This is a genomic window from Vibrio fluvialis (assembly GCF_900460245.1).
Lineage (GTDB): Bacteria > Pseudomonadota > Gammaproteobacteria > Enterobacterales > Vibrionaceae > Vibrio > Vibrio fluvialis.
The window spans coordinates 1,259,986-1,280,134 of record NZ_UHIP01000002.1 but is presented as its reverse complement, the minus strand read 5'-3'; the positions used below and the strand labels follow the sequence as shown (position 1 = coordinate 1,280,134).

The following is a 20,149-nucleotide window of genomic DNA, read 5'->3' as shown; positions in this document are numbered from 1 at the left end:
CAAAACAATCCTCTCGTTAATTCGCTTTACAACCTTCCATTTAAAGCTATTATCGCGACGCAAACGTTTTCCTCACCAATTTCATCCTTATGATGAGGGTTTTATGCTGCCAGATATTGAAATTTGCCGTACCACACCGCTGACTGCCATTGAACAGATCGCCCACAAAGCCGGACTTCTGCCCGAGGAGTTTCACAGTCAGGGGCGCTATAAAGCCAAAGTCTCGCTCAATTGCCTGAATCGTCTGCACGATAGACCTTCTGGAAAATTCATTCTGGTGACCGCAATTACGCCAACACCGCTGGGTGAAGGTAAAACGGTGACCACGATAGGTCTGGCACAAGGTTTGGCTCGCTTACAGCATTCGGTCATGGCCTGTATTCGTCAGCCGTCCATGGGGCCAATTTTCGGCGTCAAAGGTGGCGCTGCTGGGGGTGGTTATTCGCAGGTCGCACCAATGGAAGAGCTCAACCTGCATCTGACTGGCGACATTCATGCCGTCACCGCAGCGCATAACCTTGCCGCGGCAGCGATTGATGCGCGTATTTACCACGAACAGCGCAACGGTTATGAGGATTTTGCCGCAAGAACGGGTATGCCTGCCCTGCGTCTCGACCCGCAACGTATCGTGTGGAAGCGTGTGATGGACCATAACGATCGCGCGCTGCGCATGGTCACGGTTGGCCGCAATGAAGATGGCAAAACCATCAACGGTTACGAGCGTGAAGACGGGTTCGACATCTCAGCAGCGTCTGAATTGATGGCGATTCTTGCCCTTGCTGAAGACCTCAAAGATCTGCGCCGCCGCATTGGTAATATCGTCGTCGGCTACAACATTGATGGTCAGCCTGTCACCACCGAAGATTTGAAAGTGGCTGGCGCGATGGCGGTCAGTATGAAAGAAGCCATTGAACCCACACTGATGCAGACCCTTGAAGGCGTGCCGACGCTGATTCACGCAGGCCCGTTTGCCAATATCGCGCATGGAAACTCATCGATCATTGCTGATGACATCGCCACACGCCTCGCCGACTACACCGTGACCGAAGGCGGCTTTGGTTCCGATATGGGCTTTGAGAAGGCTTGCAACATCAAAGCTAAGGCCTCCGGTAAAGCGCCGGACTGCGCGGTGATCGTCGCAACGTTACGCGGCCTGAAAGCCAACTCGGGGCTCTATGATCTGCGTCCGGGTCAATCCGTACCTGAAACCCTGTTCGCGCCAGATTGCGACGCTTTGACCGCTGGGTTTGAAAATCTCAAATGGCACATCAACAACGTCAATAAATACGGTATTCCTGCAGTGGTGGCGATTAACCGCTTTCCGCAAGATAGCGAAGAAGAACTGGCGCAGTTGAAAACAATGATTGAAGCGCTGCCGAATGATGTGACGGTTGCGTTGTCTGAAGGCTTCGCCAAAGGCGGAGAAGGCACACGTGAACTGGCGGAAAAAGTAGTCGAGCAATGCAGCAAAGCCGCGCGCTTTACACCGTTGTATCAACACGATGCGCCTTTATTCGACAAGCTTAAGGCTGTCGCTATCAATGGTTATGGTGCCGGCTCAGTCACTCTGAGCGAAAAAGCGCAAGCCCAGCTTGATGATTTGCAAGCAAAAGGCTTTGGTCATCTTTCCGTGTGTCTGGCGAAAACGCCGTTGTCCATCACCACAGATCCAGCGCAAAAAGGTGCGCCAAGCGGATTTGATGTTCCCATTCGTGAACTGAAACTGTGCGCGGGCGCAGAATTTGTCTATGCCTTATGCGGCAACGTGATGACCATGCCGGGGCTGCCCGAGAAACCGGCGTTTATGGGGTTGGATATCGACGATCAAGGCCGCATCATCGGACTGAGCTAAGCACCTGCATTACATCCCCCTATTGAAAAGCTTCGCTACTGCGAAGCTTTTTTCTTTGCGTTCGATTTGAAATTTTTCCGTCCGTGTGCCGTTCTTTTCGTATATCCGTTCAACAAAACGAGTAAGAACCGCCATGAAACGTATTACGTTATTTTTGTTTGCCTTACTGGTCTCCGTACCACTCTCTGTATCGTTTTTCTCACAGGCAGAAACTTCTGCCACCAGTAAACACGCCAGTCATGAAGAAATCGCAACACTGGCTGGTGGCTGCTTTTGGTGTACTGAATCTGATCTGGAAAAACTCGATGGTGTGATTACCGTTGTCTCTGGTTATTCCGGTGGCAATGTCGACAATCCGACTTACAAGCAGGTCTCTTCAGGTTCTACGGGTCACATCGAGTCGGTGCAGGTCACGTATGACGCCGATAAAGTCAGCTATGAACAGGTATTGGACCATTTCTTCCGCCATATCGATCCCACCGATGACCAAGGCTCGTTTGTCGATCGTGGTAACCAATATCGTCCGGCGATTTTTTATCATAACGCCCAGCAAAAGCAGATAGCCGAGCGCTTTATGAAAGAGATCGACGAGTCCGGAATCTTCAGAAAACCGCTCAAAACCGAACTGATCGCCTTTCAGAAGTTCTGGCCGGCTGAAGAGTACCATCAGGATTTCTACAAAAAGAGCTCACTGCGTTACAAATACTATCGCTACGCCTCTGGCCGCGATCAGTACTTAGATGAGATCTTTGGTAAAGACCGCATTGAACACCCAAAAACACTGCGCCAAATCATCGATGAGAGAAAAGGCATCAGCAGTGTGAAGGCCTACACCCGCCCTTCGGATAAAGAGATTCGCGCCAAACTGACTGAGCTACAGTACTACGTCACGCAAGAAGAAGGCACCGAGCACGCGTTTAAAAACGAGTATTGGGATAATAAAGCAGAAGGTATCTATGTTGATGTTGTCTCAGGCGAACCGCTGTTCTCGTCCACCGACAAATACAAATCCGGCACTGGCTGGCCAAGTTTTACCAAGCCGATTAACCCGGCGTATATCGTGACCAAAGACGATAACACGCTGTTTTACACCCGCACCGAAGTGCGCAGCCGCTTTGGTCAATCCCACTTGGGTCATGTATTTAATGACGGCCCTGCGCCGACAGGTTTACGCTACTGTATGAACTCCGCTGCGATGCGATTTGTACCTAAAGCGGAGATGCAGGCACAAGGTTATGGTGAATACCTGACACTGTTTAAATGAATGCTGAACGCGATGTGGTGACGAACTGTTGCACCACCGCGGCATGTTGATACCTAAGCGCCCGGTCACGCGTCTGACTGGGCGTTTCACCAAATAACAGCTTGTAATAATGGTTGAACGTGCCGAGATGATAGAAACCAAAGCCAAGTGCAACGTCGCAGATTGCCCGCTGCTGCGATTGATCCAGTAGTACGCGTCGCACCGCATTCAAACGGCACTCACGCAAAAACGTCGCCGGGCTCACTCCAAGCTCTTGCTCAAAACAGTTCTGCAACGTGCGTTGGCTGACACAAGCAATCGCGCACATATCGCTAATACTTAACGGATAATCCCCATTCTGATCAATGTATTGATACAAGCGCCGCAACGCCTGACGCCGAGTATGGTAACTGCGCGGTTCACGTTCAGTCGACACTTGAAACGCACTCAGACGATCAATTACCGCTGCTCGCAACATGGCATGCAAATGCGCTTGTGCGGCACTCTCTTCAATCAGCTTCTGTCCGAGTATCGACCGCGGGCTCAGCGCGTCACGAATCAAAGCCACCAGCGACCAGCAACCGTGTTGCGGTAGACTGTTTTCAACCAATGCTGCCGTTTCCCACTGGGCATTTTCCCATTGTCCCTGACTGCCAAATTGCATTCCGTTCAACAGCAGATCACGGTCGATCACAATGCCAAAAATATGAAAATCCTGTGGTGTGGCCAATTCAAATGATTCTTGCGCCGGACGAATCATCAATTGATGCGTCTCAGCTTGCAGACCATTTACTTTGGGCCGGTGAGTATCCATCGAAAAACCAATCCAAACGGCATTGGGATTCACGCAACACTCCTGATGGACGGCGTGACTGGTGTACTCCTCAAACAGGTGCAAACCGGGCAACTTTATTTCATCCAGATACCCATTAAATTGCCCTGCACCATGTTGATTATACTTTTGTTCCCAAGCACTTAGGCTTTGTGCCTGCTGGTTGACATCAAAACTGTACTGTTTGCACCTCGTTGGTGCGCATGAATTCCCTTCATGAAGCAATTGAACCAAATTCATTTTCACCCTCTTGCACCAGCATTACGCACAATTTCTTTTATCTTACTGTTTTTATTGGCTTATTTAACTTTGCCTATTTCCGTCATGCTCGCGGAACAGTTTTCGCACTGTTTTCACAATCATGTTTGCAACAGGTATACCAAGGCAAATTGCAATGTTCAGGCCGCACAGCCCTGAACAAACCCCACCGCACAACGGTAAATATAGAGAGACATAATGAGTTCACGCTACCGATATCAATTAGGCAGTCAGACCTACCAGTTTGCTTCTTTGAAAGAAGTGATGGCGAAGGCGTCACCGCTGCGCTCCGGCGACCAATTGGCGGGGGTGGCCGCCACATCGGCGGAAGAGCGCGTTATCGCGCAGATGATATTGGCGGATCTGCCACTCAAAACCTTCCTCAACGACACCTTGATTCCGTATGAGGACGACGAAATTACCCGTCTGATCATCGATGATCATGATGCCCGCGCATTCTTGGAAATCGCGCATCTCACTGTCGGCGATTTTCGTAACTGGCTGCTGCAAGAAACCACCACCCATATTGAATTGGCGCGGGTTTGCTCTGGCATCACGCCCGAGATGGCCGCGGCAGTCAGCAAAATCATGCGCAATCAGGATTTGATTCTGGTGGCGAAGAAGTGTCAAGTGACCACCGCATTTCGTAACACCATCGGTCTGCCCGGCCGTTTATCGACCCGTTTGCAACCCAATCACCCGACCGACGATATGAGCGGCATTGCGGCATCGATTTTTGATGGCCTGATGTACGGCAACGGCGATGCCGTGATTGGCATCAACCCCGCCACCGACAGCGTAAGCCAGGCGATTAAGCTCATGAAGCTGATGGATGAAGTGATTCAGTATTACGACATCCCGACCCAATCGTGCGTCCTGACCCATGTGACGAACACGGTCGAAGCGATCGAGAAAGGCGCGCCGGTCGATTTGGTGTTTCAATCCATCGGCGGAACCGAAGCCACTAATCAAGGGTTTGGTATCAACCTGAATGTGATTGCCGAAGCCTATGATGCCGCTCTGAGCCTCAATCGCGGCACGGTCGGCAACAATGTTATGTATTTTGAAACGGGCCAAGGCAGCGCGCTGTCGGCCAACGGCCATCACAACGTCGACCAACAGACCTGCGAAGTGCGCGCCTATGCGCTCGCGCGCAAGTTCAAACCATTACTGGTCAACACCGTGGTAGGCTTCATCGGCCCGGAATATCTGTTTGACGGCAAGCAGATAACTCGTGCCGGGCTAGAAGATCACTTCTGCGGCAAACTGCTTGGCCTGCCGATGGGATGTGACATCTGCTATACCAACCACGCTTACGCCGACCAAAACGACATGGACAATCTGCTGACGCTGCTCGGCGTCGCCGAGTGCTCATTCATCATGGGCATTCCGGGCTCCGATGACATCATGCTCAACTACCAGACCACCTCGTTTCATGACGCGCTCTACGCCCGCCAAGTGTTGGGTTCCCGCCCTGCTCCAGAATTTGAAGCCTGGTTGAAGAAAATGGAAATCTTCGATCAGGATGAACGCAAGCAACTCGCCGACGATTTATCGCTGCACTTTAGCCATCCCTTACGATTGATTCAGGAGGCCGTATGAGTAAGACGCTGACTTCCTCGTTGATCCATGAGGATCCATGGCACAAGCTGCGCCAGTTTACGCAGGCGCGCATCGGTATTGGCCGTGTGGGTACCAGCATTCCGACGCAAGAGCTATTGCGTTTTCAGCTCTCGCACGCTCAAGCGATGGATGCGGTGCATGTGCCGCTCGACGAAGCGGAGCTGGTTGACGCCTTGGCGCAAAAATCAGCCATTGCGCCCTATCTTCCTGCGTTTTCGCTACATAGCCAAGCCAGTGATCGCCTCACGTATCTGCAACGGCCCGATTTGGGCCGCAAGCTCGATGATGCCTCGATAGAACGTTTGAAGCAGCACAGCGATAGCACGCCAAGCCCGTACGATCTGGCGATTATCATTGCCGATGGTTTGTCGTCTTACGCAATCAGTCATCATGCGGCTCCCTTTATCGACGCCTTAATCACGCAGCTCCATGCCGACCAACGACATGATTGGCGTATCGCGCCATTGAGCATCGTGCATCAGGGCCGAGTTGCGGTCGGTGATGACGTGGGTGAAGCGATCAACGCACGCGAGGTGCTGGTACTGGTGGGCGAACGCCCGGGATTAAGTTCCCCCGATAGCTTGGGGCTGTATCTGACCTGGCATCCACAGCGCGGCACCGAAGATTCATTGCGCAACTGTATTTCCAACGTGCGCCCACAGGGGCTGCCTTATGAAGCGGCCGCGATGAAATGCTTCTATCTGCTGGCGGAGTCACGTCGGCTCAAACTCACTGGCGTCGGACTGAAAGATCGCTCTGACGACGCGCAGTTGAATCAACCGATTCAAGCAAACCAATTTTCGTTAACCACTGAATAGATTTTAAGGACATTACTGAGGATCGTTATTATGGAAAATAGCAGCAAACCGGGTCTGAAACGGACCCTTGGAAAATTTCACTTATGGGGCATTGCCGTCGGGCTGGTCATTTCGGGCGAATACTTCGGCTGGAGTTACGGTTGGGCACAGGCCGGAACACTCGGCTTTTTGATCACCACGCTGATCATTGCCACTATGTACACCGCGTTCATTTTCAGCTTTACCGAGCTGTCGACGTCGATTCCCCATGCGGGCGGTCCGTTCGCTTATGCGTATCGCGCCTTTGGCCCGTTAGGTGGCTATGTCGCGGGTTTCGCCACCTTGGTTGAGTTTGTGTTTGCGCCACCCGCCATCGCCATGGCCATCGGGGCTTATCTCAATGTTCAGTTTCCGACGCTCGACCCGAAATTGGTTGCCGTGGTTGCTTATGTCATCTTCATGGGGCTCAACCTTGTTGGGGTAAGCATTGCCGCGACGTTCGAACTTTTGGTCACCATTCTTGCTATCGTCGAACTGCTGGTCTTTATGGGCGTGGTCTCGCCCGGTTTCTCGATGGCAAACTTTGCCGCGAACGGTTGGGCTGGCAGCGATGTATTCTCTGGAGAAGCCATTTCCGGCATCTTTGCTGCGATTCCTTTTGCCATCTGGTTCTTCCTCGCCATTGAAGGCGCGTCGATGGCTGCAGAAGAAGCGAAAGATCCGAAACGCACCATTCCGGTGGCGTTTATCGCCGGCATTTTAACGTTGGTAGTATTGGCTGTTGGTGTCATGTTCTTTGCGGGTGGCGCCGGCGACTGGCGTGAACTGTCTAATATCAACGACCCACTGCCGCAAGCCATGAAAATGATTGTTGGTGAATCGAGTGGCTGGTTACACATGCTGGTGTGGCTGGGTTTGTTTGGCCTTATTGCGTCATTCCACGGCATCATCATGGGGTATTCACGTCAGATTTTCGCTTTAGCGCGCGCAGGCTTCCTGCCAAAATCACTCGCCGCTGTAAACCAACGTTATCAAACGCCGCATTGGGCGATTCTGGCGGGCGGCGTGGTGGGTATCGCAGCTATCTTCTCTGACAACCTGATTGTCATTGGCGGACAACCACTGACTGCAAATATCGTCACCATGGCTGTGTTTGGGGCCATCGTGATGTACATCGTATCCATGTTGGCGCTGTTCAAACTGCGTCGCACGGAGCCAGCGCTGGAACGTCCGTTCCGCGCCCCGCTCTACCCATTTGCTCCGGCGCTTGCTCTGGGTCTGGCGGTACTTGCTCTGGTTGCGATGGTGTATTATAACTTCCTGCTGACACTGATCTTTGTTGGTCTGTTTGCCCTTGGTTTCATCTACTTTAAAGCCACACACGATGAAAGCTCGATGCAGGAAGGCAATGAAATGCTGCTGATGCCACAAGCCAGTGAAGCGTGACAGAACACCGTCTCCCTGAATTTCAGAGACAAAAAAAGGACATCCTCGGATGTCCTTTTTCATTGAATATTCGTGTAGTTAGCGCAAACCGTGCAGAAATTCAGCGCGGGTGGCGGGGTTGGACTTAAAAATACCACCTAGCGCCGTGGTTGTGGTTTCGCTGGTTGCATCCATCACACCACGTGATTTCACGCAGTAGTGAGTTGCATCGATGGTGACTGCCACGTCTTCTGATTCCAACAGGGTTTGCAGCGCAACCAGAATTTGTTGCGTCATACGTTCTTGCACCTGTGGGCGCTGCGCAAAAAAGCGCACAATGCGGTTAATTTTCGACAGGCCGATAATCTTGCCACGCGGAATATATGCCACCGCCGCTTTTCCATCGATGGTCACCAAGTGATGCTCACAGGTACTGGTCACGGTAATATCTTTGACACGCACCATTTCACTGACGTTCATTTTGTTTTCGATGACCGTGATTTTCGGGAAGTTTTGGTAATCCAGACCCGAGAAGATCTCATCAACATACATCTTAGAGATTCGGTGCGGGGTTTCTTCAAGGCTATCGTCAGTGAGGTCCAGTCCTAGGAGAGTCAGAATTTCACGCATGTGGTGTTCAATTCGTTCTTTTTTCTCATCTCGACTGATCGTGTTTGGTTGCATTGGCGTTTCCAAACCACGACGTTCCAGCGCATCTTTTACTAACTTCGCGGATTCGCTCAGACCTGACATTACCTTACCTCGTATTTAACCCTTTCGGATGGCTGACAAGGATACTCGGATTTTTTAATAATTACACCCATATTTTATTGGTGGACATTATTGCCACCGGGCTTTGTATGCTAAAGTACTTCTCAAAAATGAAGACCATAGGATTTCATCATGGGCTGTTGTGACGCTCCTGGCTTAATGCCAATTGAAGACGCGCTGGATAAAATGCTCTCGCGCATCACTCCGATTCAAACCACACTGACTCTTCCCCTTGCCGACGCACTCGGTTTTGTCCTTGCTGAAGATATTCTCTCCCCGATTAACGTGCCGCCGTTTGATAACTCCGCGATGGATGGCTATGCCGTGCGCCGTGCCGAACTTGCGACCGCGACGCCACTACCGGTCGCAGGCAAATCGTTTGCCGGCCAACCCTTTGACGGTGAATGGCCTGCCATGAGTTGTGTGCGCATTATGACCGGTGCAAAGATCCCGGACGGTTGCGATGCAGTGATCATGCAAGAACAGGCCACGGTGTCGGAGCAAGGCGTCACATTCAGCCACACCGACGTCAAACCGAACGACAACATTCGCCCGACCGGTGATGACATTCACCAAGGCGATGTGGTGTTGAGTAAAGGCGCGCGTCTCACGCCCCGTGACATTCCGATGATCGCCACACTTGGCGTGGCTAATGTAACCGTTTATCGCAAGCCGAAAGTGGCATTTTTCTCAACCGGTGACGAATTGAAACCACTGGGTCAACCGCTGGATGCAGGCCAGATATACGACAGCAACCGTTACGGAATTAAGCCGCTGATTGAAAACTTCGGCTGCGAAGCGATTGACCTTGGCATCATTCCTGACTGCCCAGAGACGTTAAAAGCCACGTTTGAGAAAGCCCAAAGACTGGCGGATGTGGTGGTCACCTCTGGCGGCGTGAGCGTGGGCGAAGCGGACTATACCAAAGATATTCTGGAACAATTGGGTCAAATCGGTTTCTGGAAACTGGCGATTAAACCGGGTAAACCGTTCGCATTTGGCGAACTGGAAAACGCTTGGTTCTGCGGCCTGCCGGGTAACCCGGTCTCCGCGGTTCTGACTATGTACGTTCTGGTGCAACCAATGCTGGCAAAACTGTCTGGCCACACTGAATGGACAGCACCTGAGTCAATTCCGGCCATCACCCGCACCACCTTCAAAAAAGTCCCGGGACGCACCGATTACCAACGCGGCATTTACCGCATCGAAAACGGTCAGTTCGTAGTTGAAACCACTGGAAACCAAAGCTCCGGCGCATTCCGCTCGATGAGCTTGGCGAACTGTTTTGTGGTGCTCGAACGCGAGCGCGGCCGAGTCGAAGCTGGCGAAACCGTCAACATTCAGCTATTTAACGCAACCTTATACTAGGAGTTCGTGTGGATATTCTCAGCGACTCAGAAATGCTGCGTTACAACCGTCAAATCATTCTCAAACAGTTTGATTTTGATGGTCAGGAAGCGCTGAAACAGAGTGCCGTATTGATCCTCGGTGCAGGCGGTTTGGGCTGTGCGTCCAGCCAATATCTGGCCACAGCGGGTGTGGGAAAGATCACGCTGATTGACGATGATACCGTGGAGCTCTCTAACCTACAGCGCCAGGTATTGCACCATGATGCCAATATCGGCGAGCTTAAAGTGGCATCAGCGGCCCAATCGCTGCAAGAACTCAACCCGCACATTGCCATTGAAACCGTCGCCAAGCGCCTGAGCGACAACGAACTGGAAGCCCTGATTGAACAACATTCATTAGTTTTGGATGCCTCAGATAACGTCGATACGCGTAATCAGTTGAATCGCTTGTGCTTTAAAACCAAAACCCCACTGGTTTCCGGCGCGGCGATTCGTATGGAAGGCCAAGTGAGCGTGTTTACTTACCAAAGCGAAGACGAACCGTGTTACCAATGCCTGAGCGCCCTGTTTGGCAACGCCGCATTAAGCTGCGTGGAAGCTGGCGTCATGGCGCCCGTGGTTGGCATCATTGGCGCCGTGCAAGCGATGGAAGCGATCAAAGTATTGGCCAATTACGGCACACCGATTCGCGGTAAAATTCTGATGTTAGATGCCATGAGCATGTCTTGGCGTGAAATGAAACTGATGAAGCTGCCCACCTGTCCGGTGTGCCACTCCTAATCCACAGGCGCAATGAAGCGCCTGTTTTTATTTGGATTCTTAGCCAGAATTGAGTAACGTAGCTCAATACCCCCAACACAGGATGAAGTGGAATGTCGCCATTAGTAACCCCAGCTTGGCTCGCAGAAAAACAAAACGATCCGCGCTTAGTCGTGCTCGACGCCAGCATTGATTTTCAAATTCCGAGCGAAACCGAAAAAGACAAAGTCAATAAGATTCCCGGCGCCCGCCGTTTCGATTATGACAGCGTGTTTTGCGACACCGAATGCGACCTTCCCCACATGATGCCCACTGAAGCACGCTTTAATGAACTGGCGCAGCAACTGGGACTCAATCAAGATTCCATTTTGGTGGTGTACGACAACAGCGGCACGTTTGCATCGCCTCGTGCGTGGTGGATGTTTAAAGCATTTGGGCGCAATGACGTCTACATTCTCGATGGCGGGCTGACTGAATGGAAAGCCCAAGGTTACACTGTCACCCAAAGTTACGATAATTCATACGCGCCCGGTAACTTTGCCGGTACGCTCGACCCGCGTTTCTTTGTCGATGCAAATTACGTGTTAAATAAAATCAATGACGACAGCAGCCTGACCGTTGATGCGCGCTCCAAAGCCCGTTTCCTGGCGCAAGTTGCTGAACCACGCGCGGGTGTGCGCAGCGGCCATATTCCCGGCTCCTGCTGCCTGCCCTTTGCTGAGCTGATGAACGGCCATAAAATGAAATCACCGACGGAGCTTAGACCGATTTTGCAACAAGCGCTCATTCGCCCAGCCGATGAGTATCTGTTCAGTTGTGGCTCCGGCGTTACCGCCTGTATCGTATTACTCGCTGCCACCCTCTGCGGCTACCAGAATCTAGCGGTCTATGATGGTTCTTGGACGGAATGGGGTCAGCGCCACGACTTACCGATTGAGAAGTAACTTCTCAATCGGTAAAAAGGCCACGTTAAGTGGCCTTTTTAATTTTATTTCGCGACCAATATACCAGCACGCTACTGAGCATCTCGCATCTGTTCATCTAAGTTAAGCACCGTCAGCGCGTTGGTAACGCTGGTCGCAATCACATCGATTGCGCCAGTGCGCAGCGCACCGAGCAGTGCGAGCGGCTTACTGTTTTCTGCGGCAATCGCGATCACTTCGGCAATACGGCGAAACTCTTCAATACCCAAACCAATCACGCGGTCACTCATCACGGTGTTGGCAATTTCGCCATGCACATTAAAGAAGTCGTACCCTGCGAAATCACCGACCACGCCTTGCTGCAGACGCGACTGCACCACTTCATCCGGCGTAAACCAGCCCAAATCGACCATGTAGCTGTTTTCACTCATGTCGCCGATACCGACCAACGCGATGTCTGCTTTGCGCGCCAGATCGAGCGTTTGCTTGACGGTGGCGTTTTGCATGAAGGCCAGTTTCTGCGCGCGGTTTTCGGCATACGCCGGCGCATACAGGGTTTCTGATGTTCCACCGTATTTCTTCGCCATCTGACGGCAAATGTGGTCGGCGTTAAACATACCGCCACGTGGGTGAATGCCGCCAATACTGCAAACGAACTTACAGTCACGCGGCGTAATCACGCCGACATGATGCGCTACCGATGACACGTTGCGCCCCTGACCGACACTGACCACCATGCCGTTCTTCAGAGTGCTGGAGAGATAATTCGACACCAATCCCGATACTTGTTGGCGCTGCAACTCTTCGTTCGGTTGGTCAAGCGCCACCAGCGCTCGTTTCACCCCAAAGCGTTCGATCAAACGTTGCTCAATCTTGGCACTGAACACCGGGTGGTATTTCACGGTGATCTCGACAATGCCTTCATCACGCGCCTGTTTCAGCATTCGGCCCACTTTGGCACGCGAAATGGCAAACTTCTTGGAAATTTCTTCTTGAGTTGCCCCATCCTGATAGTAGGCAACGGAAATCTCCGTCAGCAAATCGGTGCTTTCCACCGAGATATCTTGGTTAGAACCGCTCATGTTACGCTCTCAATCATTACGTTACTCAGCATGGTATCCAATACTGAGCATCTGCTCATTGACGTAGCATATGTTATAGCGCCAATTGAATGCAACATTTGCTCACTTGGATGACATTTTCTCACCTCATATTTTGACGGCATTTTTACTTTGCAACGCTAGGCATGACTTAGGCAAACGTTTCTTTATTTGTCTCGGCTGACGTCGAATCAAATTAGTGAGTAAAAGTCGGCATAAAGGGTAAATCACGATTGACTTTCAGCATAGATAAGATAAATATGGGTACATCATTTACTCAACGAACGAGCAAATGTTCACTACAGTTGCTCGGTCGCTGAAAAACATTGTGTTAGTCATAAGCAGGCTTGTCATTGCATGACAATTCGCTTAACTAACCTGCATGCCAATGCCCAGCGAATCGCTGGCCTAGCCCAAAGAATAGGACGATCGAAATGAGCAACAAATTAGAGCAACTACGTAAACTTACAACTGTTGTGGCTGACACTGGTGAAATTGATGCAATCAAAAAATACCAGCCAGAAGATGCAACAACGAACCCTTCTCTAATTCTTAAAGCCGCTCAAATTGCAGAATATGCCCCACTGATCGATCAAGCGATCGAATACGCGAAATCACAGACCAGCGATAAAGCAGAACAAGTTCAAGAAGCGTGTGACATGCTGGCGGTAAACATCGGTAAAGAAATCCTGAAAACTATCCCAGGCCGTATCTCGACTGAAGTTGATGCACGTCTGTCTTACGACACTGAAGGCAGCATCGTTAAAGCTCGCAAACTGATCAAAATGTACAACGATGCAGGCATCTCAAACGACCGCATTCTGATCAAACTGGCGTCAACTTGGGAAGGCATCCGCGCGGCAGAAGTGCTGGAGAAAGAAGGCATCAACTGTAACCTGACTCTGCTGTTCTCTTTCGCGCAAGCTCGTGCTTGTGCTGAAGCTGGCGTGTTCCTGATTTCACCATTCGTTGGCCGCATCATGGACTGGTACAAAGCAAAAGAAGGTCGTGACTTCGAAGCACAAGAAGATCCAGGCGTATTGTCAGTATCTAAAATCTACAACTATTACAAACAGCACGGTTACAAAACTGTGGTGATGGGCGCAAGCTTCCGTAACATCGGCGAGATTCTGGAACTGGCTGGCTGTGACCGCCTGACTATCGCACCATCTCTGCTGGCTGAACTGGAAGCGGCTGAAGGCGAAGTGGTTGAGAAACTGGTTGATTCTAACGGTACTCAAGAACGTCCAGCAGCGATGACTCATTCTGAGTTCCTGTGGGAACACAACTTGGATGCAATGGCGGTAGAAAAACTGGCTGAAGGTATCCGTAACTTCGCAGTAGACCAGGGCAAACTGGAAACGATGATCGAAGCGAAACTTTAATCGCTCGACAACTCCTCGCCGAGGGAAATCAAATTCAAGGGGAGCGCCCGCTTCCCCTTTTAGTTTCGACTATAACTTTTAAATCCTAACGATTACGGAATCTATTATGAACCGCAAACAACTGGCTAACGCAATCCGTGCACTGAGCATGGATGGTGTACAAAAAGCTAACTCTGGCCACCCGGGCGCACCGATGGGTATGGCTGACATCGCTGAAGTGCTTTGGCGCAGTCACTTGAACCACAACCCACAAAACCCGAACTGGGCAGACCGCGACCGTTTCGTGCTGTCCAACGGCCACGGCTCAATGCTGATTTACTCTCTGCTGCACCTGAGCGGTTACGAGCTGTCGATTGACGATCTGAAAAACTTCCGTCAACTGCACTCAAAAACCCCAGGCCACCCTGAGTACGGTTACGCACCTGGCATCGAGACCACCACTGGTCCTCTGGGCCAAGGTGTCACCAACGCAGTAGGTATGGCGATTGCAGAAAAAGCACTGGCAGCACAATTCAATAAACCGGGCCACGATATTGTTGACCACCTCACTTACGTGTTCCTGGGCGATGGCTGTCTGATGGAAGGCATTTCGCACGAAGCGTGTTCACTGGCGGGTACTTTGGGCCTCGGCAAACTGATCGCTTTCTGGGATGACAACGGCATCTCGATCGACGGTCACGTGGAAGGTTGGTTCTCAGACGACACTCCAAAACGCTTTGAAGCTTACGGCTGGCATGTAATTCCAGCGGTTGATGGTCACGATTCAGACGCGATCAACGCAGCGATTGAAGCGGCAAAAGCCGATCCTCGTCCAACACTGATCTGCACCAAAACCATCATCGGTTTCGGCTCGCCAAACAAAGCCGGCTCACACGATTGTCACGGTGCTCCTCTGGGCGCTGACGAAATCAAAGCTGCGCGTGAATTCCTGGGTTGGGAATACGCACCATTTGAAATCCCGGCAGACATCTACGCTGAGTGGGATGCCAAAGAAGCAGGCGCAGCCAAAGAAGCCGCATGGGATGAGAAATTTGCCGCATACGCAGCCGCTTACCCAGCAGAAGCTGCAGAATACAAACGCCGCGTAGCCGGTGAACTGCCAGCCAACTGGGAAGAAGCCACCAGCGCCATCATCGCAGAACTGCAAGCGAACCCAGCGAACATTGCGTCACGTAAAGCATCGCAAAACGCGCTGGAAGCATTTGGTAAACTGCTGCCAGAATTCATGGGCGGCTCAGCGGACCTGGCACCTTCTAACCTGACCATGTGGTCTGGCTCGAAGTCTCTGGAAGCGAGCGATTTCTCAGGCAACTACATCCACTACGGTGTACGTGAATTTGGTATGACTGCCATCATGAACGGTATCGCGCTACACGGTGGTTTCGTGCCTTACGGCGCGACCTTCCTGATGTTCATGGAATACGCGCGTAACGCGATGCGCATGGCCGCGCTGATGAAGATTCAGAACATCCAGGTCTACACGCACGACTCGATTGGTCTGGGTGAAGATGGTCCAACTCACCAACCGGTTGAGCAAATGGCTTCTCTGCGCCTGACTCCAAACATGAACACATGGCGTCCATGTGACCAGGTAGAATCGGCGGTGGCTTGGAAACTGGCTATCGAGCGTAAAGACGCGCCAACCGCGCTGATCTTCTCGCGTCAGAATCTGGCTCAACAACCGCGTGATGCAGAGCAACTGGCCAACATCGCTAAAGGCGGTTACATCCTGAAAGATTGTGCAGGCAAACCTGAGCTTATCCTGATTGCCACCGGCTCTGAAGTTGAGCTGGCTGTGGAAGCGGCAACGCAACTGACTGCTGAAGGCAAGCAAGTGCGCGTAGTGTCGATGCCATCTACCGATGCATTCGATAAACAAGACGCCGCATACCGTGAATCGGTACTGCCAGCAGACGTGACCGCTCGTATCGCTATCGAAGCCGGCATTGCAGACTTCTGGTACAAGTACGTTGGCTTTGGCGGTCGTATCATCGGCATGACCACTTTCGGTGAATCCGCACCAGCCGGCGAGCTGTTCAAACTGTTCGGCTTCACCACTGAAAACGTGGTGAACACAGCCAAAGAACTGCTGGCATAAGCACGTTTCTTAAGCTGAACGCCAAGTAAAAAGCCCCGCTCAATGAGCGGGGCTTTTTTATCATTATTTTTCTTCAAACCGCTTGGCAAGCTGCCTGAAATCATCCACTCGCGCGTTCATGTCTCTACTGTATTCTTCAACCATATTGGTAGCAGCCAGATTCTGAGTGGCCATTGAGGCAATCGAATGGACATGTTGGTTCACTTCACTGGTCAGTTCACGTTGCGCTGTTGCCGATTTAGCCATGTCGCCAACGATGTTGTGCATATCCAGCAGCAGTTGTTCTACTTCGTATAAACGAGTCGCACTTTCCTGAGCGACTTCACCGCACGCCTGCGTCTGCTGTTGGCTATCGATGATTTCACTTTGCCACGATTCAATCGTACTCAGCATCTTATCAATGCTGGCCTGAATCTGATGCGTAGCTTTCTGAGTACGGCCGGACAGTGCACGAACCTCATCGGCTACCACCGCAAAACCACGCCCCTGTTCGCCCGCTCGCGCAGCCTCAATTGCGGCGTTGAGCGCTAACAGATTGGTTTGGTCGGCGATGCCACCAATCTCTTCCATCATCTGGCTGACATGCTGCGCCTGATCATTTAGCGCATAGGTAGTGCTGGTTGCACGTTCCGCTTGATCGCACAGTGCTTCAAGATTGTGGTGCGTTTGATCAATGCTTTGCTTGGTTTTCAGGCATTGCGATTTCGCTTTGTCGATCAGTTCATACGCTGCCTGTGTGTTGCTCGAGACTGAATCGGCAGCCGCTTCCACCGCATCGGTTGCCTGCATCACACTGCGAATATCCTGATTCTGTTGTTTGAGCGCCTGTACCACTTCTGCGCTGGTCTCATTGAGTTTTGCCGACATCTCACGCAGCGGTCGCGCTGAATCCACCATACGACCGAGAACTGTACGAATACGTGCCGAAGCCATTTTCAGGTGGTAGTCCGCAACGGAAAACGCGCTGTTACCCGAATAGATCAAGCGACTGATACTGTCATATTGTGACTGCAACTGCCCTAAATGTTTTGGTGTATCAATCAGTTCCTGACGGAACAACAAAGCCAATGAAGCGGCAGGCAATAAGCTCGCCAATAGCTGCATATTTCCGCTAAGCGACAGGAAATGCGCCGCTGCTGGGGCTGCAAGAGAGCCCAGCAGAATTGCATAGCGAACTGATGCGGAAATACTCAGAGAAAACTGACGGCCTTTCTGCTCGGAATCACGCAGCGCTTTATACGCTTTAGTTGCTATGTCTACCCATTGACGCTGCGCTTTGACTCGTACCGATTGATAACCGCACATTTTACCGTCTTCATAGATAGGCGTGACATACGCGTCTACCCAGTAGTGACCATTGGTTTTGGTTCGGTTTTTTACGATGCCGCGCCAAGCGTGGCCTTGTTTGAGGTGTTTCCACATGTCAGCAAACGCCGCTTTCGGCATATCGACATGACGGACAATATTGTGATTCTGTCCAAGAAGTTCGTGTTCCTGAAACCCTGCAACACGACAAAACGTCTCGTTGCAGTATGTAATGACACCTTTAAGATCCGTGGTTGAAACCAGTTGATCGTGCTCGCCAACAGGAACTTCTTGTTGCATAGATGATTGAGTGGCTGACATATTTTCTTAATAGTTGTTATAAATTTTGGGAGTGATTGTATACATAAATCCCCCTTGTGTTTCCATACAATGTACCGATAAAACATCATAACCGTGAGTGCCATCAATATCCTTTAGGGTTATATGGATAAAAAACATCCCAACCGAGGCTGGGATGTGATTGAAAGCAGATTAGGTTTGAAAATTCGGTACGGCTTTGTTCAGTTGTTTGACACAATAAACAGCAGTTCAACACGGCGGTTACAGGCTCTGCCCGCTGTCGTGCGGTTGGTGCATGCCGGGACATATTCGCCATACCCACGGGTATAAATCGCATCGCGTGATACATTCTTCTGGATCAGGGTGTTTTTCACCATCTGGGCACGTTTGACCGACAGCGAATCATTAAATTTAGGCTTGCCTGTATTGTCAGTGTGTCCGTCAATCACGACATCAATGCCGTGCTCGCGTGACAGAAAACTGCCCATCACATTCAACCAGTAAGCTGAATCTTGAGAGACGTTTGAAGACCCCGTATCAAATTTGACGGTGTTTTTCAGTTTTACCATCACATGATTGCCTGGCATCACTTCATAGTCGATCCCGTTGTCCAGCAGGAAACGCTGTAACGAATCGTAACTTGAGGTTCTGGTTTGCCCCATCGGACCATGAACACCAGCAGCCACTGGCGCAGGCGTATTGCCCCAGTCCGGGTAAATCACGTCGAAATCACCCTTCGGCGCAGTATCGAGCATGTTGTTGCCCATCATCTGCATCGGAGACATGGAACCACAACCGGTCAACAGCAATAATACGGAAAGCGCGATAATTCTCATGTAACCATCATCCATTCTTCAAACTACTCTCTAGTTATCGGCAGATGAGCGAAAACTTTATGGCGAATTGGTAACAAAACCCTTTTTCTCTGTTTGCCTCACAATTTGAACCCGCTAAAATCAGGGTATTCGTATTCAACTCTTGGTTTTCAATGAAAAAGTTCATTAAACACACTCTTGGCATTATGGCTGCGTTGTTGGTTCTGGCTGGCTGTAGTGACAACTCGACTCCCAAAGAAGGCGTTCAATATCAGGCTCTGCCAGTTAACCTGGCCACTTACCGCCTCGCTCCCGTTACGGAAGTCTTCTCCCTGACCTGTGGCCACTGCCGCAGCATGGAAGATGTGATCCCTGAATTGGAAAAAATGGTGGGGCAGCAGTTTGGTCGCGTCCATGTGACGTTTAACCAAGGCGCGCAGATTGGCGCGATGTTCTTCTACAGTGCGGTGATGCAGTTGGGCCACAATCCCGACTATGACATGATGCAAGAGTTGTTCGCCGCCGTGCAAATGGCTGAAGGCAGCACACTGACCGATCAGAAAAATGCTATCGATAAAGCTTTCCAAGACCGTAACCTGATAAGCCCGTACGAATTTGATGAAGCGCAGCAGAAACAGTTGTTTGTTCTGATGAAAACCGCTGACGAAATTTCGCAAAAAGGCCAGATCAACTCTGTACCTACCTTTGTCGTCAATGGCAAATATATGGTACTGACAGCAGGTCATGAAAATGCCGAAGGCATTGGCAAAACCATCTCCTATCTACTAACCCAACCTTAATTGAGTGTTCCGACCATGTATAAAATTGTGTTACCCATTGTTGTCTTTGTGCTGGCAGCTCTCTTCATTTACCGCACCTGGAATAATCATAAAGCGGCAGAGCAAAACATCGCAGAAGGACAAGCGTTCATGATCGAGAACGCAAAGAAACCTGACATTCAAACCACAGAGAGTGGTCTGCAGTATGAAGTTTTAGAACCAGGCACCGGAACTGAACATCCAAAAGCAAACAGCCGGGTAAAAGTTCATTACGAAGGACGCCTGCTGGATGGCACCGTGTTTGACAGTTCATACCAACGCAACGAGCCTATCGTATTTGGTTTGAATCAAGTAATCAAAGGTTGGCAAGAAGGTGTGCAACTGATGACCGTTGGTGAGAAAGTTCGCCTCTATATTCCTTCGAACCTCGGTTACGGCAAAAATGGCGCGGGTCCGATTCCACCGTCAGCTACCCTGATTTTTGAAGTAGAACTGCTGGAAATTCAGTAAATTTGCACTGAATGAGGATAAAAAA

Annotated in this window: 17 protein-coding genes; 12 read left to right on the top strand and 5 right to left on the bottom strand. The window is 50.9% G+C overall.

All coding sequences use genetic code 11. From position 1 onward, the window contains the following. The first annotated feature begins 103 nt into the window (after positions 1-103). Both DYA43_RS20925 and msrB read left to right on the top strand, forming a co-directional pair. Positions 104-1,852, top strand: coding sequence for a formate--tetrahydrofolate ligase (locus DYA43_RS20925; RefSeq protein WP_061055580.1), 1,749 nt, complete (start codon positions 104-106; stop codon positions 1,850-1,852). 133 nt (positions 1,853-1,985) lie between these two features. Next, positions 1,986-3,116, top strand: a complete 1,131-nt coding sequence (gene msrB, locus DYA43_RS20920; RefSeq protein ID WP_061055579.1) for a peptide-methionine (R)-S-oxide reductase MsrB — start codon at positions 1,986-1,988, stop codon at positions 3,114-3,116. Here the strand turns inward: msrB and DYA43_RS20915 are convergent. After that, positions 3,109-3,942: a helix-turn-helix domain-containing protein gene (locus DYA43_RS20915; protein WP_061055578.1), complete on the bottom strand. Its 834-nt coding sequence runs from the start codon at positions 3,940-3,942 to the stop codon at positions 3,109-3,111. The genes msrB and DYA43_RS20915 overlap by 8 nt on opposite strands. Positions 3,943-4,383: 441 nt before the next feature. Between DYA43_RS20915 and DYA43_RS20910 the strand changes: the two genes are divergently transcribed. Genes DYA43_RS20910 through eat form a run of 3 tightly spaced genes read left to right on the top strand, consistent with a single transcriptional unit; the run spans position 4,384 to position 8,051 of the window. Beyond that, positions 4,384-5,787, top strand: a complete 1,404-nt coding sequence (locus DYA43_RS20910) for an ethanolamine ammonia-lyase subunit EutB (RefSeq protein ID WP_061055577.1) — start codon at positions 4,384-4,386, stop codon at positions 5,785-5,787. Next, positions 5,784-6,626: an ethanolamine ammonia-lyase subunit EutC gene (gene eutC / locus DYA43_RS20905; protein ID WP_061055576.1), complete on the top strand. Its 843-nt coding sequence runs from the start codon at positions 5,784-5,786 to the stop codon at positions 6,624-6,626. The genes DYA43_RS20910 and eutC overlap by 4 nt, the downstream gene beginning before the upstream one ends. 30 nt (positions 6,627-6,656) lie before the next feature. Next, positions 6,657-8,051: an ethanolamine permease gene (gene eat / locus DYA43_RS20900; protein ID WP_020328692.1), complete on the top strand. Its 1,395-nt coding sequence runs from the start codon at positions 6,657-6,659 to the stop codon at positions 8,049-8,051. 78 nt (positions 8,052-8,129) lie between these two features. Here the strand turns inward: eat and folE are convergent, their stop codons facing one another. After that, the gene (gene folE / locus DYA43_RS20895) at positions 8,130-8,783 is read right to left on the bottom strand and encodes a GTP cyclohydrolase I FolE (protein ID WP_020328693.1); all 654 of its coding nucleotides are present in this window, start codon (positions 8,781-8,783) and stop codon (positions 8,130-8,132) included. Between the two features lie 150 nt (positions 8,784-8,933). Here folE and moeA point away from each other — a divergent pair, with 150 nt between their 5' ends. The 3 genes from moeA (at position 8,934) to DYA43_RS20880 (ending at position 11,853) form a co-directional block, all read left to right on the top strand. After that, positions 8,934-10,169: a molybdopterin molybdotransferase MoeA gene (gene moeA / locus DYA43_RS20890; protein WP_061055575.1), complete on the top strand. Its 1,236-nt coding sequence runs from the start codon at positions 8,934-8,936 to the stop codon at positions 10,167-10,169. Positions 10,170-10,177: 8 nt separating this feature from the next. After that, positions 10,178-10,930 (top strand): molybdopterin-synthase adenylyltransferase MoeB, encoded by a 753-nt coding sequence (moeB, locus tag DYA43_RS20885; protein ID WP_020328695.1) that lies wholly within the window; start codon positions 10,178-10,180, stop codon positions 10,928-10,930. A gap of 92 nt (positions 10,931-11,022) precedes the next feature. Then, positions 11,023-11,853, top strand: a complete 831-nt coding sequence (locus tag DYA43_RS20880; RefSeq protein ID WP_061055574.1) for a sulfurtransferase — start codon at positions 11,023-11,025, stop codon at positions 11,851-11,853. Positions 11,854-11,924: 71 nt separating this feature from the next. On the opposite strand, the gene DYA43_RS20875 is transcribed toward DYA43_RS20880, so the two are convergent. Continuing rightward, entirely contained in the window at positions 11,925-12,914 is a 990-nt protein-coding gene (locus tag DYA43_RS20875; RefSeq protein ID WP_020328697.1) for a sugar-binding transcriptional regulator, read from the bottom strand. Between the two features lie 452 nt (positions 12,915-13,366). On the opposite strand from DYA43_RS20875, the gene tal reads away from it, so the two are divergent. Further along, on the top strand, positions 13,367-14,317 hold the full coding sequence (tal, locus tag DYA43_RS20870) for a transaldolase (protein WP_020328698.1): 951 nt from the start codon (positions 13,367-13,369) through the stop codon (positions 14,315-14,317). 106 nt (positions 14,318-14,423) lie between these two features. Then, positions 14,424-16,415: a transketolase gene (gene tkt / locus DYA43_RS20865; RefSeq protein WP_061055573.1), complete on the top strand. Its 1,992-nt coding sequence runs from the start codon at positions 14,424-14,426 to the stop codon at positions 16,413-16,415. A 63-nt stretch (positions 16,416-16,478) separates the two neighbouring features. Here tkt and DYA43_RS20860 read toward each other — a convergent pair whose 3' ends face one another. Both DYA43_RS20860 and DYA43_RS20855 read right to left on the bottom strand, forming a co-directional pair. Then, complete coding sequence (locus DYA43_RS20860; protein ID WP_061055572.1) at positions 16,479-18,041, bottom strand: methyl-accepting chemotaxis protein; 1,563 nt, start codon at positions 18,039-18,041, stop codon at positions 16,479-16,481. Positions 18,042-18,241: 200 nt separating this feature from the next. Beyond that, positions 18,242-18,856 carry an OmpA family protein gene (locus tag DYA43_RS20855; RefSeq protein WP_024375611.1) on the bottom strand — a complete coding sequence of 205 codons (615 nt, stop codon included), beginning with the start codon at positions 18,854-18,856 and terminating at the stop codon, positions 18,242-18,244. Positions 18,857-19,008: 152 nt separating this feature from the next. Between DYA43_RS20855 and DYA43_RS20850 the strand changes: the two genes are divergently transcribed. Both DYA43_RS20850 and bamJ read left to right on the top strand, forming a co-directional pair. Next, the gene (locus tag DYA43_RS20850; protein WP_061055571.1) at positions 19,009-19,635 is read left to right on the top strand and encodes a thiol:disulfide interchange protein DsbA/DsbL; all 627 of its coding nucleotides are present in this window, start codon (positions 19,009-19,011) and stop codon (positions 19,633-19,635) included. 15 nt (positions 19,636-19,650) lie between these two features. Further along, positions 19,651-20,124, top strand: coding sequence for a BamJ family beta-barrel-assembly machinery protein (gene bamJ, locus DYA43_RS20845; protein WP_024375634.1), 474 nt, complete (start codon positions 19,651-19,653; stop codon positions 20,122-20,124). Positions 20,125-20,149 lie beyond the last annotated feature (25 nt).

Coding starts and splice junctions, on each gene's coding strand:
- DYA43_RS20925 (WP_061055580.1), top strand. CDS start 104: ATGCTGCCAGATATTGAAATTTGCCGTACCACACCGCTGACTGCCATT.
- msrB (WP_061055579.1), top strand. CDS start 1,986: ATGAAACGTATTACGTTATTTTTGTTTGCCTTACTGGTCTCCGTACCA.
- DYA43_RS20910 (WP_061055577.1), top strand. CDS start 4,384: ATGAGTTCACGCTACCGATATCAATTAGGCAGTCAGACCTACCAGTTT.
- eutC (WP_061055576.1), top strand. CDS start 5,784: ATGAGTAAGACGCTGACTTCCTCGTTGATCCATGAGGATCCATGGCAC.
- eat (WP_020328692.1), top strand. CDS start 6,657: ATGGAAAATAGCAGCAAACCGGGTCTGAAACGGACCCTTGGAAAATTT.
- folE (WP_020328693.1), bottom strand. CDS start 8,783: ATGTCAGGTCTGAGCGAATCCGCGAAGTTAGTAAAAGATGCGCTGGAA.
- moeA (WP_061055575.1), top strand. CDS start 8,934: ATGGGCTGTTGTGACGCTCCTGGCTTAATGCCAATTGAAGACGCGCTG.
- DYA43_RS20880 (WP_061055574.1), top strand. CDS start 11,023: ATGTCGCCATTAGTAACCCCAGCTTGGCTCGCAGAAAAACAAAACGAT.
- DYA43_RS20875 (WP_020328697.1), bottom strand. CDS start 12,914: ATGAGCGGTTCTAACCAAGATATCTCGGTGGAAAGCACCGATTTGCTG.
- tal (WP_020328698.1), top strand. CDS start 13,367: ATGAGCAACAAATTAGAGCAACTACGTAAACTTACAACTGTTGTGGCT.
- tkt (WP_061055573.1), top strand. CDS start 14,424: ATGAACCGCAAACAACTGGCTAACGCAATCCGTGCACTGAGCATGGAT.
- DYA43_RS20860 (WP_061055572.1), bottom strand. CDS start 18,041: ATGTCAGCCACTCAATCATCTATGCAACAAGAAGTTCCTGTTGGCGAG.
- DYA43_RS20855 (WP_024375611.1), bottom strand. CDS start 18,856: ATGAGAATTATCGCGCTTTCCGTATTATTGCTGTTGACCGGTTGTGGT.
- DYA43_RS20850 (WP_061055571.1), top strand. CDS start 19,009: ATGAAAAAGTTCATTAAACACACTCTTGGCATTATGGCTGCGTTGTTG.
- bamJ (WP_024375634.1), top strand. CDS start 19,651: ATGTATAAAATTGTGTTACCCATTGTTGTCTTTGTGCTGGCAGCTCTC.